Raw genomic sequence first — 17,893 nt, 5'->3', positions numbered from 1 at the left:
ACTGTTCATTGCATTTGCTTTGTTCTTCTTCTCTTTCACTACGATTCTGGCTTACTACTACATAGCGGAAACCAATATCGCTTACATCCGCCGCTCATTTAAGGTCAGTGGCATGATGTTTGTGCTTAAAGTGATTCTTCTGGCTGCGGTCTTCTATGGAACAGTCAAAACAGCGAACCTTGCATGGGCAATGGGTGACGTGGGTGTTGGCTTGATGGCCTGGCTGAACATCGTGGGTATTCTTATCATCTTCTTTATGGCAAAACCTGCCTTAAAAGCTCTGAAAGATTACGAAGAACAGCAGAAGGCTGGCGTATCTGAGTACACATTCAACCCAGTAAAACTTGGCATTAAAGGTGCCGACTACTGGGAAGAGAAATACAAGCGTAAAACGGGTCAATCCCCGAAAGCTGATGAAGCAGCAGACGGTGTAGAGCAACCGTCTACGTAACGAAAACTCAATAGCAAAAGGGATGGCTAGTGCCATCCCTTTTTTATTCTTTATGGGTTAACCAGCTTCACGAGTTTACCCACATTTTTGGGACCTACTTTGTTAACGGATTCCAGATAGGCTTCATCAACACATACTAGCCAGTTGTCCATGGACTCATGGTCATAACCGTCTGTACGCTGAGGCGTGTTTTCCCATGTCCCTTTGAGTTTAACTTCATCTTTCCCGCCTTCATACGAATAAAAATAATTGAAATTAAAGCCCAAATCAGCGGTGTTACGACGAATATCACCAGACACTCCCCAAGGTGCCTGAACTTCAATGTAGTCACCTATCGGCATGTCTTCGCCAACATCGAGAACAATCGGTTCACCAATCCAAACCTGAGCATCTACCTGTTTTTCTTCACGAGAGACCTTCAACGTTTGGTTTATAGACTCTGGTTTTACCGCGCTTGCTTCACTCAACAAAAACTGTAACAAGCTTGAATAGAATCGCATCTGAACTGGAGTTGGTGCATCCATCTCACCACACTGCCCATATCCATAAACCCCTGTTTGCCCAGCACCTTTGAAGAGCGTGACGTTTGGCGTTTCCAGCATTTCAATGCTGCCTTCAGGGGTAGAAATAATGGCGACTGACTGATCGAGATTGTTGAGATAGGTTACTTTACTTTGAGGTTGCCCTTCTGAATCGACTGAAAAGTTGAGCTTGGTGAATGCCCTCCAAGATTTCAGAACCTCATTTTCTTCCGTTAGGCTTTTTGTATTACTCAGTAAGTCACCGAGTGTTAAGCCGTCTTCTGCAAAACTATTAGTGCTAAAAATCAACGCACTAGTAAACATTAAGTATTTTGTTACTTTCATTTCATTACCATTGAGAGAGCAAGATAATCAATGTACCTTCGACACTTCCAACAAATCAGTAAGTCCGTGTAAGTATGGGTAATCAATATAAAAAATGCCCTCACATCGCTGTGAGGGCATTTTCAATTCTTTATTTCACGAATGAGTAAAAGAGGATTATTCCCACTCAATCGTTGCTGGTGGCTTACCAGAAATATCGTAAACCACGCGGGAAATACCATCCACTTCGTTGATGATTCGGTTAGAAACCTTACCCAGGAAGTCGTATGGAAGGTGTGCCCAGTGTGCTGTCATAAAGTCGATGGTTTCAACGGCGCGTAGCGATACTACCCAATCGTATTTACGACCATCACCCATTACACCAACAGAGCGAACTGGCAAGAATACAGTGAATGCCTGAGAAACCTTGTTGTACAGGTCGGCGTTGTGCAGTTCTTCAATAAAGATCGCATCAGCACGACGCAGTAGATCACAGTACTCTTTCTTGATTTCACCAAGAACACGAACACCTAGACCTGGACCCGGGAACGGGTGGCGGTAAAGCATGTTGTAAGGAAGACCTAGCTCCAGACCAATCTTACGAACTTCATCTTTGAACAGCTCGCGAAGCGGTTCAACCAAGCCCATTTCCATATCATCAGGCAAGCCACCAACATTGTGGTGAGACTTGATAACGTGTGCTTTACCAGTCTTAGACGCCGCTGATTCGATAACATCTGGGTAGATTGTGCCTTGAGCCAACCATTTCGCGTTTTCAAGTTTCTTCGACTCTTCGTCGAATACTTCAACGAATACGTGACCGATAGTTTTACGCTTCACTTCTGGGTCAGACTGACCTTCCAGAGCTTTAAGGAAGCGCTCTTCTGCGTCGACGTGAACGATGTTCAGACCAAACTTGTCGCCGAACATATCCATCACTTGCTCTGCTTCGTTTAGGCGAAGCAAGCCGTTATCTACGAATACACAAGTCAGCTTATCGCCGATAGCACGGTGAACCAGCATGGCTACTACAGATGAGTCAACACCGCCAGACAAACCAAGAATCACTTCATCGTCGCCTACTTGCTCTTTGATACGAGCAACAGCATCTTCGATGATGGACTCAGAGGTCCACAAACGCTCACAACCACAAACGCCAAGAACAAAGTTCTCTAGCATCTGCAGGCCGTTTTTCGTGTGCGTTACTTCTGGGTGGAACTGAACACCGAAGTATTTCTTCTCTTCGTTTGCCATTGCAGCGTACGGGCAAGTATCTGTCTCACCGACTTTCACGAAACCTTGTGGGATTTCTACCACTTTATCGCCGTGGCTCATCCAAACGTCCTGAGTTGCTTCAAGATCTTTGAAGAGTGAAGATTCGCCAGAAACTTCAACCGCAGCGTAACCAAACTCACGCTCGTCAGAAGTTGATACTTTACCACCAAGCTGTTCTGCCATGGTCTGCATGCCGTAGCACACACCAAGCAGAGGAACACCTGAATCGAATACGTATTGAGGAGCACGCGGAGAGTTTGCTTCCGTTACACTCTCAGGACCACCTGAAAGGATGATGCCGTCTGGGTTGAATTCGCGGATGTCCGCTTCTTCTACGTCCCAGCTCCAAAGTTCACAGTAAACACCGATTTCACGAACACGACGAGCCACGAGCTGCGTGTACTGTGAGCCGAAATCCAAGATCAGAATACGTTGGTCATGAATGTTTTTAGTCATTTTCTTTTCTCAAGATAGACAGTTGAGCATTGTCAAAATACGGGGAAGAGGCAGCCAGTTTGTCGCTGCCTCAGAATTTATTTGGCTTACTGACCAGTACGGTAGTTCGGCGCTTCTTTGGTCATTTGTACATCATGCACGTGCGACTCTTTCATGCCTGCACCTGAAATACGTACAAATTCTGCTTTCGTGCGCATGTCGTTGATCGTTGCGCTGCCAGTCAGACCCATGCTTGAACGCAAGCCACCCATTTGCTGGTGAACGATCTCTTTCAGGCGACCTTTGTACGCGATACGACCTTCGATACCTTCAGGTACCAATTTGTCTGCTGCGTTATCAGACTGGAAGTAACGATCAGAAGAACCTTTAGACATTGCACCCAGAGAGCCCATGCCACGGTAAGATTTGTAAGCACGACCTTGGTAAAGCTCAACTTCGCCCGGTGCTTCTTCAGTACCTGCAAACATAGAACCAACCATCACACAGGATGCACCAGCAGCAATCGCTTTACAGATGTCGCCAGAGTAACGGATACCACCATCCGCGATGACAGGAATGCCGTATTCAGCAGCAGCATCTGCCGCATCAGAGATAGCCGTGATTTGAGGAACGCCAACACCCGTTACGATACGAGTCGTACAGATAGAGCCAGGACCGATGCCCACTTTCACTGCGCTAACACCAGCTTCAATCAGAGCTTTTGCACCTGTAGCCGTAGCAACGTTACCACCAATGATATCTAGATCAGGGTAAGCCGCGCGCGTTTCGCGAATACGGTTAAGAACACCTTCAGAGTGACCGTGAGAAGAATCGATAAGCAGAATGTCGACACCAGCTTCAACCAGAGCTTTAACACGCTCTTCGTTACCAGCGCCTGCGCCTACTGCTGCACCTACACGCAGACGACCTTGATCGTCTTTACATGCGTTAGGTTTACGCTCTGCTTTGTGGAAGTCTTTTGCAGTGATCATACCTTTTAGTTGGAATTCATCATTCACAACCAGTACTTTTTCAACGCGGTGCTCTTGCATCAGCTGTTGTACTTCTTCACGAGAAGCACCTTCTTTCACCGTTGCCAGACGCGCTTTTGGCGTCATTACATCTTCTACTTTCTTAGTTAGATCGGTAACAAAACGAACATCACGACCTGTGATGATGCCTACAAGCTCATTGTTATCAGCCACAACAGGGTAACCAGCAAAGCCGTTTTCTTCGGTAAGAGCCTTAACATCTTCGATGGTTGCTGTTGGTTTAACAGTAACAGGAGCAGTAACGACACCTGCTTCAAAAATCTTTACTAGGTGCACCTGATGAGCTTGTTGCTCAATTGACATGTTTTTGTGGATAAAGCCGATACCACCTTCTTGCGCTAGCGCGATTGCTAGGCGAGCTTCCGTTACCGTATCCATAGATGCGGAGATCATAGGAATGTTAAGAGTGATGTTTTTTGTTAGCTGAGTGCGAAGATCAGCTGTATTCGGAAGAACAGTAGAATGTGCCGGGACGAGTAGAACGTCGTCAAAAGTTAAAGCTTCTTTTGCGATTCGTAGCATTTGCAATATCTCACAACAGGGTGTTAATAGGAATAAATCCAAGCTTTATCGTTTCGCATAATAAAGTGATTTGGATTTGATATTGCAGCCGGATTATACGCACAGGGCAATCGCTTTACCACACATTTTTTTATTTTTTATTTGCATTCACCCCCTTGATATGTATTATATTGCCGCTAATTTCCATATTCACGCCTTCGAGATTAGTTGTGTCTTCTCTGACCAATAATAATATTTTCACTGTATCCCGTCTGAATTCCGAAGTTCGTTTATTACTCGAAAATGAAATGGGCATCGTCTGGCTGGTTGGCGAAATTTCTAATTTTTCTGCTCCCGTCTCCGGGCATTGGTATTTCACGTTAAAAGATGCTCGTGCACAGGTGAAATGCGCCATGTTTCGCGGCAATAATCGTCGGGTAACGTTTAAGCCACAAAACGGAAATCAGGTTTTAGTGAAAGCACGCCTTTCTCTATACGAGCCTCGTGGCGACTACCAATTAATCATCGAAAGCATGCAGCCCGAAGGCGATGGTCGACTTCAGCAAGAGTTTGAAGAGCTGAAAATGAAACTCGCGGCAGAAGGGTTATTCGCTCAAAGCTCCAAGCAACCTTTGCCAGAGAACCCAAAGCAGGTTGGTGTTATTACCTCTAAGACCGGTGCAGCACTACACGACATTCTGGACGTGTTAAAGCGCCGCGATCCTAGTCTGCCGATTGTGGTTTACCCAACGATAGTTCAGGGAGAACAAGCTGCTATATCAATTGCTCAGGCGATTGGCAGAGCCAATGAACGCAACGAGTGCGATGTACTGATTGTCGGACGAGGCGGTGGCTCTTTGGAAGATCTGTGGTGCTTTAATAATGAAATCTTAGCGCGCACAATTGCAGCCAGTCAGATTCCGATTGTTTCCGCAGTGGGTCATGAAGTGGATGTGACCATTGCCGATTTTGTTGCTGATGTTCGGGCCCCTACCCCTTCAGCCGCGGCAGAATTGGTGAGTCGGGATAACAATCACAAAGTACTTTCGCTACGCCAAAAGCAGCAAAGCCTGCATCAAAGTTTCCACCGGTTCTTATCAGAGCATAAAATGGCTCTGTCTCTGCTAGAGAGAAAGCTAGAGCGTCAACACCCTAGCTTTCAGTTGCAGCAGCAGAATCAAAGGTTGGATGAATTAGAACAACGTCTGCATTCTGCTGTGATGAAAAAGCTGTCTTCGCATCAGCTTAAGATAACCTCGCTAGAGCACAGACTTGCGCTGAATAGCCCGGAACAAAAGCTCAATCATCTCAGTAACCGTTTATCCAATAGCAAAACCAAGCTGTTTGATGCGATGGACCGGCAACTGCTTTTATCACGGCATCAGTTGTCACTGGCAGCCGAGAAACTGGATACGGTCAGCCCGCTGGCAACGTTAAAACGTGGATACAGCATTACACAGCTTGAGAATGGGAAAGTTGTAACAACAGATAAGAGTGTTGAAGCGGGTGATGTATTGGTCACCCGACTGGCTGAAGGTGAAATTCGTTCGATCGTATCGGAATAATGTCTGTTAGAGAGTGCTTCTATAAAGCTGACTCACTCTCTAGCTTGTAAACGAATTTTACTCGAGATTTAGACTTAAGCTCATTGCAGCTATGACAAAAATAGCTTGCGGAACCACATGCCTGAAGCTTTTCTAAAGGCATATTACAATCTGGGCAGTTCGCCAGCTTCTGGTAGTCTTCTTCGCAAAAATCACAATGGTATAAGCCGCCATTCCACCTTAGTTCACTGTCGCATTTTTTGCAGCTATTCTCGGTCATACTAATACCTCAAAACAATTGATCCCCAGCGACCTTTCCTGCTGGGATAAATTGATAATGCGATTATCTAAGCTGAGTCGCTTTGATCTGAATCACGTCTTGTTGCAAAGAAATTTTCGTGCTTCTAACTCTCTATTTTTTCTGTAATATGGATGTGACTGCACTGGTTACACCTCACATACAGATCTTTTCCGATCTTTTGCTAGATGACATATGATCAGCGATCAGCCTCAAAAAGAACATTTATATAACCACACCCCGAAAGCATAAGTTACATGTGCTGTTTTTGGATTTTAGTTGAAATAAAAATCTACAGACAGCATAAATAAACAGATTTATCCATATTTTGTATTCGATCAAAAAACAGATGACTATAGAATGTAAATGGAAATTACAACATGTGTTTTTCGACATAACTCTCTGATTTTAAATAATTCAACCAAACTTTTGTTGAAAAAAATGCCTGATCTTACTCCAAATATCTCATTCATTTTCGACAGACACAAAAAAAGCGCCTTTCAGCGCTTTCTTCTATCAGTTTTGCTTTCTACCTGTCTCGGTTCTTCATCATGGTCATTAAACGCTTGCGCTTACGCTCTTGTGAAAGAGTCAGCTTGTTGGACTTGCCCTCAAATGGGTTGTCGCTGCTCTGGAAACGAATTCGAATCGGCGTACCCATGATTTCCAACGAACGACGATAGTAATTCATCAGGTAGCGCTTGTATGAGTCCGGTAATTCATGAACCAGGTTACCGTGTACGACAACGATTGGTGGATTATAACCACCAGCGTGCGCGTATTTTAACTTCACACGACGTCCACGTACCATTGGTGGCTGGTGATCGTCTTGTGCCATCTTCATGATACGGGTCAGTACCGAGGTACCTACACGAGTCGTGGCAGATTTGTAAGCTTCTTGAACCGACTCAAACAAATGACCAACGCCAGTACCGTGCAGCGCAGAAATAAAGTGAATACGAGCAAAGTCAACAAAACCCAGACGGCGATCGAGCTCTTTCTTCACCTGCTCTTTTACATCGGTATCCAGACCGTCCCACTTGTTCACAGCGATAACGATCGAACGACCAGCGTTCAATGCAAAGCCGAGCAGGCTTAGGTCCTGATCAGAGATATTTTCACGTGCATCAATAACTAAAAGGACAACGTTCGCATCTTCAACCGCTTTAAGCGTTTTAACCACTGAGAATTTCTCAACAGTTTCATTGATACGAGTACGACGACGTACACCAGCAGTGTCGATAAGCACGTATTCGCGCTCATCACGTTCCATTGGAATGTAGATAGAGTCACGCGTTGTGCCAGGCATATCGTAAACAACAACTCGCTCTTCACCGAGAATTCGGTTGGTTAACGTAGACTTACCAACATTTGGACGACCAATGATTGCCAACTTAATAGGCTGGTCTTGAAGACGCTTAAATTCCGCTTCCGCTTCTTCTTCGGTGTAATCCAGCTTTTCTTCTTCTGGATCTTCAAATTCTGTCAGGTCTTCTAATTCGCCTTCAGTCTTAGCGGCAAACTCTTCAGCAAATGGGTTGAGCGCGCGATCAATCAGAGCCGCTACACCACGACCATGAGCCGCAGCAATTTGATACATGTCATCAACACCCAGCTTCCAGAAGTCAGCACAGGCTGAATCGGCATCAATACCGTCTACTTTGTTCACCACCAGCATGGCTGGCTTTTCAATTTTTCGAAGGTGCTGAGCAATAGCTTCATCTGCTGGTGTTAGCCCCGCGCGACCATCAACCATAAACAGAACCACATCGGCTTCATCAATCGCAGCCAGAGACTGCTCCGCCATTTTGGTTTCTACACCTTCTTCTGTACCGTCGATACCACCAGTATCAATAACAATGAATTCGTGTTCACCCAGTTGAGCCTGACCGTATTTACGATCCCGGGTCAAACCAGGAAAGTCAGCGACCAACGCATCTCGTGTGCGAGTCAGACGGTTAAACAGCGTCGATTTCCCCACATTAGGACGCCCAACCAGAGCAACTACAGGAATCATACGTACCTCTACAATCTCTATTCTTAATGTAGCTATAGGTAAACTGTGGATGATCTTTCCTGAGTTTACCTATAACCACATGGGTTAATTATCAATAAAACGGCTCTTGACTGAGAGCAGCCAAGAGCCGTTTGTGAATTATATCACGTTATCTACTGAATCTGCATTTTCTTTACAGAGCCAGAGCGAGTCACCACTACGTAGCTTTGATCAACAACCACAGGACCTACAGCAAAACCGCTGTCATCCACAAGTTGCTGGGCGACAAACTCGCCAGAATCCAAATCAAGCCAGTGCAAGTAACCTTCGGTATCGCCAACAACCAGACGTCCGTTGACAATGCTTGGTGCGGTGAGCAGACGATGCTCTAACTGATTATTGCTCCAGATCTCGGTGCCACTTCGTGCATCAACGGCAACCAAATGATCTTTATCGGTAACCAGATACAGATTTGTACCGTCCGTAACCATATCCGTCGCTGATGAATAGGTGCGTTTCCAAGTAGGCGCACCCGATCTTAAATCTATGGCAACCAACTGACCATTGACACCTACGATGTACAAGGTGCTGCCGATGATAACCGGAGAGGCATCTGCATCAACCAGGCGATCAATCTCTGTAGACCCTTTTGGAGTGCCTACAGGCTGCTGCCAGATAAGCTGACCACGAGCCACAATCGCTGCTGCAATTCGACCATTAGCGGTTCCCCAGAACACGCCACCAGAAATTGTCACTGGTGTGCTATCACCACGCAGTGTCAGGGCGGGTACTTCTGAACTCACTGTCCACTCTTCAGAACCGTCTTCCTGGTTTAGAGCAACCAAGACACCGCGAGAGGTATGAACCATAACCAGGTTTGCGTCAGTTGCTGGAGAAGCGAGGACTTCGCCTTCCACTTTCGAACGCCAAAGCAGCTCACCGTTCTCAGCCGACAGTGCAATCAGCTCACCGTTTTCACTGCCGATGAACAGCTTGCCATAAGCTGCAGCAATACCACCGGACAAACGTGCCGTAGTTTCAGACTCAATAGTCACTGACCAGTTAGACTTGCCAGTATTTGGGTCAAGCGCTTTGACCTGACCATCACGACTCGCGACAAAAACATTGTCGTATGCATAAACAGGCTTTAACTTCGAAAAGTAGTGCCCTACTCCATCACCAATAGAAGCAGACCATTCTCTCTCTGGAGTGAACTGACTTTCCACAACGGGCAATGGTGCCATGACGATGGTGTCTTCTTCACCGGCACAGCCTGCTAAACCTGCAACAGCCAGCGCGCACATCAAAGCTCGGTTGAGCACTTTCTTCATTCGATGTAACCCTTACTTCGCCAGATCGTCCAGCTTCATTTGTAACGCTTGGCTTGTGTCAGACTGCTGCTGCGCTTCAGAGTAAGCAGCATAAGCGCCTTCAGTGTTGCCCTGACGAAGCAGAATGTCACCACGAAGCTCCGCAATTCGACCTGCCCAACCGGCTTCTTTCACTGAATCTAGCTTAGTCAAAGCATCATCAAACTTTTCCTGCTCTGCCAATACACGAGCTTCACGCACTGTAAGAAGAGAAACGATTGACTCATCTTTGGTGTTCGTTTTCGCCCAGCTTAGTTGCTCAAGTGCTTTGTCTAGCTCACCCGCTTCAACAAACGCCTTCGCCAGTTGAAGTGCAGCCAATACTGAGTATTGAGAATCTTTGTTTGCTTCAATGAATGCCAATGCATCAGAAGAAGACTCGGCACCAGATGTCTGAATTTGCTTTAGCACACCATCGTACGCCAAAGAAGCAGCATTCTGAGCATCAGCCTGTGAGTCTTGATAGAAACGCCAGCCAAAAATACCACCTAAGCCAACCACCGCACCTACGATGACCGCTTTACCATTCTCTTTCCACCATTCTTTAATGGCTTCTACCTGTTGTTCTTCAGTATCGTAGAGTTCCACGTCCTGTCCTCTTTAGATCAAATGCTTAAGTTGCTCGGCAACCTCTGCCTGAGTTACTGTTGTTTGTTCGCCACCAAGTAGATCTTTCAGAACTACCGTGCTTTCAGCTACTTCATTTTCACCCAGCACAAGTGCGACTGCAGCGCCGACTTTGTCAGCACGCTTAAATTGTTTCTTAAAGTTTCCACCGCCAAAGTGCGTCATAACACGCAGACCTGGTAGTGCTTCACGCAGTTGTTCTGCCAGTTTCATGCTCGCCATCAGCGTACCTTCGCCAGCACTCACCATATACACGTCAACCGCTCGGCGAGTTTCAGCCAGTTCGAGCTCTTCCAGCATCAATACCAGACGCTCAAGCCCCATCGCGAAGCCAACGGCTGGCGTTGCCTTACCGCCAAGTTGCTCAACCAGACCATCGTAACGACCACCGCCACATACAGTGCCCTGAGCGCCTAAGCTTTCAGTGATCCACTCAAATACAGTGCGGTTATAGTAATCCAGACCACGAACAAGGCGCTGATTAACTTGGTATTCGATACCAGCAGCGTCAAGAAGTTCACATAAACCAGCAAAATGTGCTTTAGAATCTTCGTCAAGGTAATCGGACAACTGTGGCGCATCAACAAGAATCGCCTGGATATCTTTGTTTTTGGTATCCAGCACACGAAGTGGATTGGTGTGCATACGACGTTTACAGTCTTCGTCCAGGATATCAATGTGTTGCTCCAAAAATGCAATCAGAGCAGTACGGTAATTTGCACGAGCTTCTAAAGAACCGATGGAGTTCAGTTCCAAGCGAACGTGTTTGTCGATGCCAAGCTCACGCCACAGACGCGCCGTTAGCATGATCAGTTCAGCATCAACATCTGGTCCATTCAGACCAAAGACTTCAACACCACACTGGTGGAACTGACGGTAACGACCTTTTTGCGGGCGCTCATGACGGAACATAGGTCCCATGTACCACAAACGCTGTTCCTGGTTGTAAAGCAGACCATTTTCAATACCTGCACGTACACAACCTGCGGTGCCTTCAGGGCGAAGCGTCAGGCTGTCGCCGTTGCGGTCTTCAAAGGTGTACATTTCTTTTTCAACCACATCGGTGACTTCACCAATAGCACGGCTGAATAGATGCGTCATCTCAACGATAGGCATGCGCACTTCACTGTATCCGTACGCACTGATCACATGTTTCACCGCATTCTCCACTTTTTGCCAAAGAGGAGATTGTGTTGGGAGGCAGTCGTTCATGCCTCGGATTGCTTGTATCGTTTTTGCCACAGTTTTATACCGTTGAGATTATTGTTTATCGATTAAATTGATGTCGATGCGGTTATTCTCGTCTAGCATCGACGCCTTCGCGCGAATCTTCGCTTCTAGTTTGTTAACGAGATCATCATTGTCGAAACGCTCTTTCTGGCGTTTCCCGTCTTCGTAAAAGGCACTTTTCTTGTTACTGCCTGCAAGACCTAGGTGGGAAACTTCTGCTTCACCCGGTCCATTCACCACACAACCGATGATGGATACATCCATTGGTGTGATTATGTCTTCGAGACGTTCTTCCAACGCGTTTACTGTGTTGATCACATCAAACTCTTGTCGTGAACAGCTTGGACAGGCAATAAAATTAATGCCGCGCGAGCGGATTCGAAGTGACTTCAGGATGTCGAAGCCCACTTTGATTTCTTCTACCGGATTCGCCGCCAGAGAAATACGTAACGTGTCACCGATTCCTTCTGCGAGCAGCATGCCTAAGCCAACCGCTGATTTCACTGATCCAGCACGTGCGCCACCAGCCTCAGTAATGCCGAGATGGAGAGGTTGGTCGATCTCTTTTGCCAGCAAACGATAAGAATCGACGGCAAGGAAAACATCGGAAGCTTTAACACTGACCTTAAACTGGTCGAAGTTAAGGCGATCAAGGTAATCCACGTGGCGCATTGCCGATTCCACAAGAGCTTCTGGTGTTGGCTCGCCGTATTTCACCTGCAGATCCTTTTCCAAAGAACCGCCATTTACGCCAATGCGAATTGGAATGTTTTTATCACGCGCACAATCGACAACCGAACGAACGCGTGCTTCATTACCAATGTTACCTGGGTTGATTCGAAGACAGTCAACACCATATTCCGCAACTTTCAATGCGATACGGTAGTCAAAGTGAATATCGGCAACCAATGGCACCTTCACCTGCTGCTTAATAAGCTTGAACGCTTCTGCCGCTTCCATAGTAGGAACCGACACACGAACAATATCTGCACCAACGTTTTCCAACGACCGGATTTGTTCCACAGTGGCGTCAACATCGGTCGTTCTGGTGTTGGTCATGGACTGTACCGCAATTGGGGCACCGTCACCGATCGGCACATCACCCACATTGATGCGGGTCGATGCACGACGTTTAATAGGGGATTCGTGTTGCATAATTGCTTTTAGACTAACTCAGCTTGCTAGGGTAATTTGAATCTTGCTACTTTGCCCGCAGTATACCCAGAAAGGTCTACCGCTTCACCAGCAAATGTCATTGTAACACCCTCAGGCGCACCTAATATGACGCTGTAAGGGGCTTGACCGCTCAGAGTAAGCTGATGCCCCGCTTTTTTAACACCAGTTGCAAGGACTTTTCCATCTGCGTCTTTAACCTGAATCCAGCAGTCTGCCGAAAACGACATAGATACTTGATTTGATGTTACTGGAGTTTCAGATTGCGACGGTGCTTCTGGCTGCTGTACGGGCTCATTTTCAACTACTGCGACCTCGGGTTCTGGGTCGGAAACAGTAGATGAGTTATCAACGGGCGTAGCTTCTGTTGATGTGTTTTCTGTCGTTGCTTCGACACTCGAAGCGTCAGGTTGTGTTTGCGAATCAGGCTCTGTTTGAGAAGATGCTTCTCGCTGCAAAGGTTGCGTAGAGGCAACGTTAAGTTCGCGCTGTGCTTCAAGCACAGCTAAATCCGCTTCGGATTCCTGAGATAAAGAACCCTGAGACGAGACAAGTTCAGAGACGGATAAGGTGTCCTGGCTTTGATTTTGCCACCACCAAACCGATGAAATTCCAACTAAAACGACCAACACACCCCAAGTAATTAGCATGATACGGCTGTCGTGTTTTTCGCGGTTAGTTTTTCGGGAAAAGCTTTGCATGGCGTGCTCTTTGTGCTCGTCTTCAAGCGCGCCTTCTAGAAGAGGAAGGACTTCATCATCAGAAAGCCCTACCGCCTTTGCATAAGATCGCAAATAGCCACGGGTAAAAGTGGCTACTTGGTCAGATTTGAAGTTATTTTCTTCAATGTTTTGAATCACTGCTAAGCGGAGTCGCAATCGGTCAGCAATGTCTTTTTGCGATAACCCAAGCTTCTCGCGCTGTTGGCGCAGTACATCACCCGGCAGAGGTAATGTAGAAATAGTCATATTTTCTGCAGTTTGTTCAATACTCATTCGCTACGTACTTCTGATATTGAATCGAGTCTGGGTATTTATCTTTTAATACGCTTGCGTATTTATTTGCCAGAGATTCATTGCCTGCTTGTTTTTCTAGTTGAATGAGCAGACCTAAACTCGATGCACGATACCCATATCTATTATGAAATTTTAAAAGTCTGACCCTTGCTTCACGATACTTCTTTTTTTGTATTTCTATTTGTGTCAACTGAAGTATAGAAACCACTCGGTTTGGGTCATGATCCAACGAACGAGAGAAATAATATTCAGCCTTATCCTGATCACCGTGCTTAAGCGCACACATTGCCGCATTTTGATAGCTGGCTGAAATCAAGTAATAATATGGCTGCTCAATAGCACGGTTAAAGAATGCATCGGCTTCGTCATAGCGTCCGATCTTACAAAGAAATGTACCGTAGTTATTGAGAACATCACCGTTCTTTGGCGACTCCCTTAGTGCCTTCTTATAGGCTTGCTCTGCTTGACCGTTTTCACCGACTTCCTGATAAAAGTGAGCCATTGCGATCAACGAGCGATAATATTTTGGCGCATAGCTCACGGCTTTTTCAAGGTTTTCCCTTGCCCGGATCATGTCTCTCGACTCCAGGTAGTTTAGCCCCAAACTTATACGCGCTTCCGCCGCTTTAATTTTATCGAACTGATTATTAGCGGGTTGTTCAGTAACTGTAACACAACCTACTAACAAACTAACCAGAAATATGCCCGCAATTCTCACCAACATCACACTCCCTTACTGTGCGGGGAGCCTTCCGGGTCAATTATCAAGTCAGATTGACTTCACCGCGATTGGTTCCCCATGCTGTTTAAGTTTTGTTCGTTTTGTACGATCGATCACATCACCAACCAGCTGACCACAGGCTGCATCGATGTCATCACCACGTGTTTTACGAACAGTCACCGTGTAATCGTGCTTCATCAACGTTTTCATAAAACGGTCAATGCGCGAGTTACTTGGCTTGCGATATGGTGAACCAGGATAAGGGTTAAAAGGAATCAAATTTATCTTAGCAGGCGTATCTTTTAACAATTCTGCGAGTTGTCTTGCATGTTCCATATCGTCATTCACATGATCTAACAGAACATACTCAATGGTTACCTTGCCACGGTTAGCATTAGAGGAGGCAATGTATCGTCTTACGGACGTTAAAAAGTCTTCAATATCCCAACGATCATTGATTGGCATGATTTCACTACGAAGCTTATCGTTTGGAGCATGCAAAGAGATCGCGAGCGCAACGTCAATGTTACCTGTCATTTGGTCAAGACCAGAAACCACACCTGATGTGGAAACCGTCACACGACGCTTAGACAACCCAAAACCGAGATCATCAAGCATAAGCTCCAGGGCAGGAATCAGGTTTTTCATGTTGAGAAGCGGCTCGCCCATACCCATCATAACGACGTTGGTGATCGGACGACGACCTGTTTCTTTTTCTAAACCAATTTCACGAGCGGCACGCCATACCTGACCAATGATTTCAGATACTTTCAAGTTGCGGTTAAAGCCCTGCTGAGCGGTCGAGCAGAACTTACACTCAAGTGCACAACCAACCTGAGAAGAGACACATAAGGTGGCGCGATCGTCTTCCGGAATGTAAACCGTTTCAACATCCTGATCGCCCACACGCATCGCCCACTTAATAGTACCGTCCGTCGAGTGCTGAGCTTCTGAAACATACGGTGCACGAATTTCAGTTAATCGCTGAAGTTTCTCACGCAGTTTCTTGTTGATGTTGGTCATTTTCTCGAAGTCGTCGACACCAAAATGGTAGATCCACTTCATGACCTGATCGGCACGAAATGCCTTTTCGCCTAATTCATCGGCGAAATATTTCCGTAGCCCTTTTCGGTCAAAATCCAGCAGATTTACTTTTTCAGTGCTCATGTTGCCTCTCGCGGTGGAACTTTATTTAAGGGCGCGAATTGTACAGCCTTTACCCAATGACAACAAGGGGTCGAGAGTAAGGTTATTGATAAGAGATTAATTTTAAATCGATTAAAAATTAACCAAAATAATATTATCAAGAATAGCAGAGTAAATGTGAGAGAAAAGAGAAGAGATTGTGAAAAAGAAACGCTCTGATATTTCAGAGCGCTTCTTTGAGAAACGTTAGTCGTTACGAGGGCAAATCTCAGAAGTCGGGAAGAAGTACTCGATTTCACGTGCAGCAGATTCTGGGCTGTCACTGCCGTGCACAGAGTTAAAACGCATGCTTTCTGCGTAATCTGCACGGATGGTACCGCATGCTGCTTCCTCTGGGTTCGTTTTACCCATGAGTTCGCGGTAACGTGCAATCGCATCTTCACCTTCAAGCACCTGAACCATAATAGGTCCTGACGTCATGAATTCTTTCAGTCCTTCGAAGAAAGGTTTACCTTCGTGCTCAGCGTAGAAGCCACTTGCCTGTTCTTCAGAAAGGTGGACCATTTTTGCCGCAATGATTCGAAGACCGGCTTTTTCAATACGGTTATAGATTTCACCCACAAGGTTTCGCTTAACTGCATCGGGCTTGATGATGGAAAATGTTCTTTCTAGAGCCATAAGATGTCCTTCGTACTATCGTTATAATATTTTTGCAGGCAGGTTTCCGCCTGCATGCCGAATTCTGATTATTTCGCCTGTTCAGTGAGAATACGAGCCAGAGTGCGAACACCCATGCCCGTTGCACCTGCAGACCACTTATCACTTGCACTCTTACGATACGTGCCTGCGCAGTCAAAATGCAACCAGCCTTTCTTGTAGTCATTCACAAAATAAGACAAAAATGCTGCTGCTGTGCTTGCGCCAGGTGAATACTGACCGCTACTGATGTTTGACATGTCTGCAAAGTTCGACGGAAGCATTGAACGGTGGAAATCAGCCAGCGGAAGAGGCCATAGCCCTTCTTTTTCTTCATTGGCGTATGAAATCGCTTTTGCAGAAAGAGCATTATCGAACGTCAGCAGTGCGTGGTAGTCGTTACCCAATGCGTTCTTCGCCGCACCAGTCAGAGTTGCACAATCAATGATCAGCTCTGGGCTGTGCTCACTCGCATACAGCAGACCATCAGCCAGTACCAAGCGACCTTCCGCATCGGTGTTCATGATCTCAACCGTTTTACCATTCTTGTAGGTAATGATGTCGCCCAATTTGAATGCTCGACCAGAAATCATGTTCTCAGCACAGCAAAGGATCAACTTAACTCGCTTATTGAGACCACGTAGGATCGCAAGTGCTAGACCGCCAGTGATCGTACCGGAACCACCCATGTCCGCTTTCATCGCGTCCATAAAACCAGAAGGTTTAATGCTGTAACCGCCAGAATCAAATGTGATGCCTTTACCAACCAGACACGCAAATACTGGTGCGTTTTCGTCACCTGTTGGGTTGTAGTCTAGTTGTAGCATTGCAGAAGTTCGCTCTGAACCACGACCAACCGCGTAAATGCCTTCCCACCCTTCAGTCAGAAGATCTTTGTCTTTTACAATACGATAAGTTACGTGCTCAGGAGCTAGAGACTTGATGAATTCACCCGCCATAGTTGCCAATTGGCGAGGCGCAACTTCTTCGGCGCTTTTATTGATGATGTCACGAACCCAATCGCCCGCTTTGATGCGCGCTTTCAGTTCTTTTTCTGCATTTTCTTCAAGCTCAGTCCATACCACTGAGTTTGTATTCTTTGGACTACGGAAACCTTGGTAAAACGCCCAGATAGTTTCAACGTTCCAGCCTTCTCCTTCCAGAGATACGGCTTTGATTCCTTGACCATCCAGTTTACGACCCGCACGTTGAGCGACATCTGTCAGTTCGTTGTCTGTATGGTGAATGGTTGCACCTTGCTCGGTAAAAGATAGGATTGCTTTCTCACCCCAATGAGGTTGTGCCGCTTGTGAGGAAATGAATACCGGCATTTGAGTAGACATGATTTCTCCTTGTCTTGGTGTCGTAATCCTTGCAATTCTTTATTACGACTGTGTTTCTTTTCACTAGTTTCAGAATGTTAGCATTATGTTCGAGTTAAATGTCATTTGCATAAAAAAAACGGGCAATTAAGCCCGCTTTTTTCAGTAAATAATGTTAGGTCACATTATTTTGCT

At 46.1% G+C, this 17,893-nt stretch carries 16 protein-coding genes; 2 read left to right on the top strand and 14 right to left on the bottom strand.

Annotated elements, in window-relative coordinates; all coding sequences use genetic code 11:
- The coding region (locus RH89_RS11460; protein ID WP_038145594.1) for an alanine:cation symporter family protein at positions 1-451 on the top strand (451 nt) is incomplete at its 5' end.
- Positions 452-501: 50 nt separating this feature from the next.
- On the opposite strand, the gene RH89_RS11455 is transcribed toward RH89_RS11460, so the two are convergent.
- The 3 genes from RH89_RS11455 to guaB form a co-directional block, all read right to left on the bottom strand.
- The gene (locus RH89_RS11455; RefSeq protein ID WP_004401986.1) at positions 502-1,317 is read right to left on the bottom strand and encodes a hypothetical protein; all 816 of its coding nucleotides are present in this window, start codon (positions 1,315-1,317) and stop codon (positions 502-504) included.
- A 156-nt stretch (positions 1,318-1,473) separates the two neighbouring features.
- Positions 1,474-3,027 (bottom strand): glutamine-hydrolyzing GMP synthase, encoded by a 1,554-nt coding sequence (guaA, locus tag RH89_RS11450; RefSeq protein WP_004401985.1) that lies wholly within the window; start codon positions 3,025-3,027, stop codon positions 1,474-1,476.
- Positions 3,028-3,113: 86 nt separating this feature from the next.
- A complete protein-coding gene (gene guaB, locus RH89_RS11445; protein ID WP_004401984.1) occupies positions 3,114-4,580 on the bottom strand; it encodes an IMP dehydrogenase in 1,467 nt (488 codons plus the stop codon).
- Between the two features lie 287 nt (positions 4,581-4,867).
- Here guaB and xseA point away from each other — a divergent pair, with 287 nt between their 5' ends.
- Complete coding sequence (xseA, locus tag RH89_RS11440) at positions 4,868-6,124, top strand: exodeoxyribonuclease VII large subunit (RefSeq protein ID WP_425277037.1); 1,257 nt, start codon at positions 4,868-4,870, stop codon at positions 6,122-6,124.
- A 19-nt stretch (positions 6,125-6,143) separates the two neighbouring features.
- On the opposite strand, the gene RH89_RS29200 is transcribed toward xseA, so the two are convergent.
- From RH89_RS29200 to pepB, 11 genes are all read right to left on the bottom strand, one after another.
- A complete protein-coding gene (locus RH89_RS29200) occupies positions 6,144-6,383 on the bottom strand; it encodes a zinc ribbon domain-containing protein (protein ID WP_004401982.1) in 240 nt (79 codons plus the stop codon).
- A gap of 547 nt (positions 6,384-6,930) precedes the next feature.
- Positions 6,931-8,418 carry a ribosome biogenesis GTPase Der gene (der, locus tag RH89_RS11435; RefSeq protein ID WP_004401981.1) on the bottom strand — a complete coding sequence of 496 codons (1,488 nt, stop codon included), beginning with the start codon at positions 8,416-8,418 and terminating at the stop codon, positions 6,931-6,933.
- A 152-nt stretch (positions 8,419-8,570) separates the two neighbouring features.
- The gene (gene bamB / locus RH89_RS11430; RefSeq protein WP_004401980.1) at positions 8,571-9,728 is read right to left on the bottom strand and encodes an outer membrane protein assembly factor BamB; all 1,158 of its coding nucleotides are present in this window, start codon (positions 9,726-9,728) and stop codon (positions 8,571-8,573) included.
- A 12-nt stretch (positions 9,729-9,740) separates the two neighbouring features.
- Positions 9,741-10,355 carry a YfgM family protein gene (locus tag RH89_RS11425; RefSeq protein ID WP_004401979.1) on the bottom strand — a complete coding sequence of 205 codons (615 nt, stop codon included), beginning with the start codon at positions 10,353-10,355 and terminating at the stop codon, positions 9,741-9,743.
- 12 nt (positions 10,356-10,367) lie between these two features.
- Positions 10,368-11,636, bottom strand: coding sequence for a histidine--tRNA ligase (gene hisS / locus RH89_RS11420; RefSeq protein WP_004401978.1), 1,269 nt, complete (start codon positions 11,634-11,636; stop codon positions 10,368-10,370).
- An 18-nt stretch (positions 11,637-11,654) separates the two neighbouring features.
- Positions 11,655-12,779, bottom strand: coding sequence for a flavodoxin-dependent (E)-4-hydroxy-3-methylbut-2-enyl-diphosphate synthase (ispG, locus tag RH89_RS11415; RefSeq protein ID WP_004401977.1), 1,125 nt, complete (start codon positions 12,777-12,779; stop codon positions 11,655-11,657).
- A gap of 26 nt (positions 12,780-12,805) precedes the next feature.
- Positions 12,806-13,792 carry a cytoskeleton protein RodZ gene (rodZ, locus tag RH89_RS11410; protein WP_004401976.1) on the bottom strand — a complete coding sequence of 329 codons (987 nt, stop codon included), beginning with the start codon at positions 13,790-13,792 and terminating at the stop codon, positions 12,806-12,808.
- Positions 13,782-14,537 carry a type IV pilus biogenesis/stability protein PilW gene (gene pilW / locus RH89_RS11405; RefSeq protein ID WP_004401975.1) on the bottom strand — a complete coding sequence of 252 codons (756 nt, stop codon included), beginning with the start codon at positions 14,535-14,537 and terminating at the stop codon, positions 13,782-13,784. The genes rodZ and pilW overlap by 11 nt, the downstream gene beginning before the upstream one ends.
- Positions 14,538-14,582: 45 nt before the next feature.
- Positions 14,583-15,701, bottom strand: a complete 1,119-nt coding sequence (rlmN, locus tag RH89_RS11400; protein ID WP_004401974.1) for a dual-specificity RNA methyltransferase RlmN — start codon at positions 15,699-15,701, stop codon at positions 14,583-14,585.
- Positions 15,702-15,926: 225 nt separating this feature from the next.
- On the bottom strand, positions 15,927-16,358 hold the full coding sequence (gene ndk, locus RH89_RS11395) for a nucleoside-diphosphate kinase (RefSeq protein ID WP_004401973.1): 432 nt from the start codon (positions 16,356-16,358) through the stop codon (positions 15,927-15,929).
- A 68-nt stretch (positions 16,359-16,426) separates the two neighbouring features.
- A complete protein-coding gene (gene pepB / locus RH89_RS11390) occupies positions 16,427-17,719 on the bottom strand; it encodes an aminopeptidase PepB (RefSeq protein WP_004401972.1) in 1,293 nt (430 codons plus the stop codon).
- Positions 17,720-17,893 lie beyond the last annotated feature (174 nt).

Source organism: Vibrio nigripulchritudo ATCC 27043, from assembly GCF_000222685.1.
Taxonomy (GTDB): Bacteria; Pseudomonadota; Gammaproteobacteria; order Enterobacterales; family Vibrionaceae; genus Vibrio; species Vibrio nigripulchritudo.
Note: the sequence above shows the minus strand (reverse complement) of the source record. Positions and strands in the feature narration are given on the sequence as shown.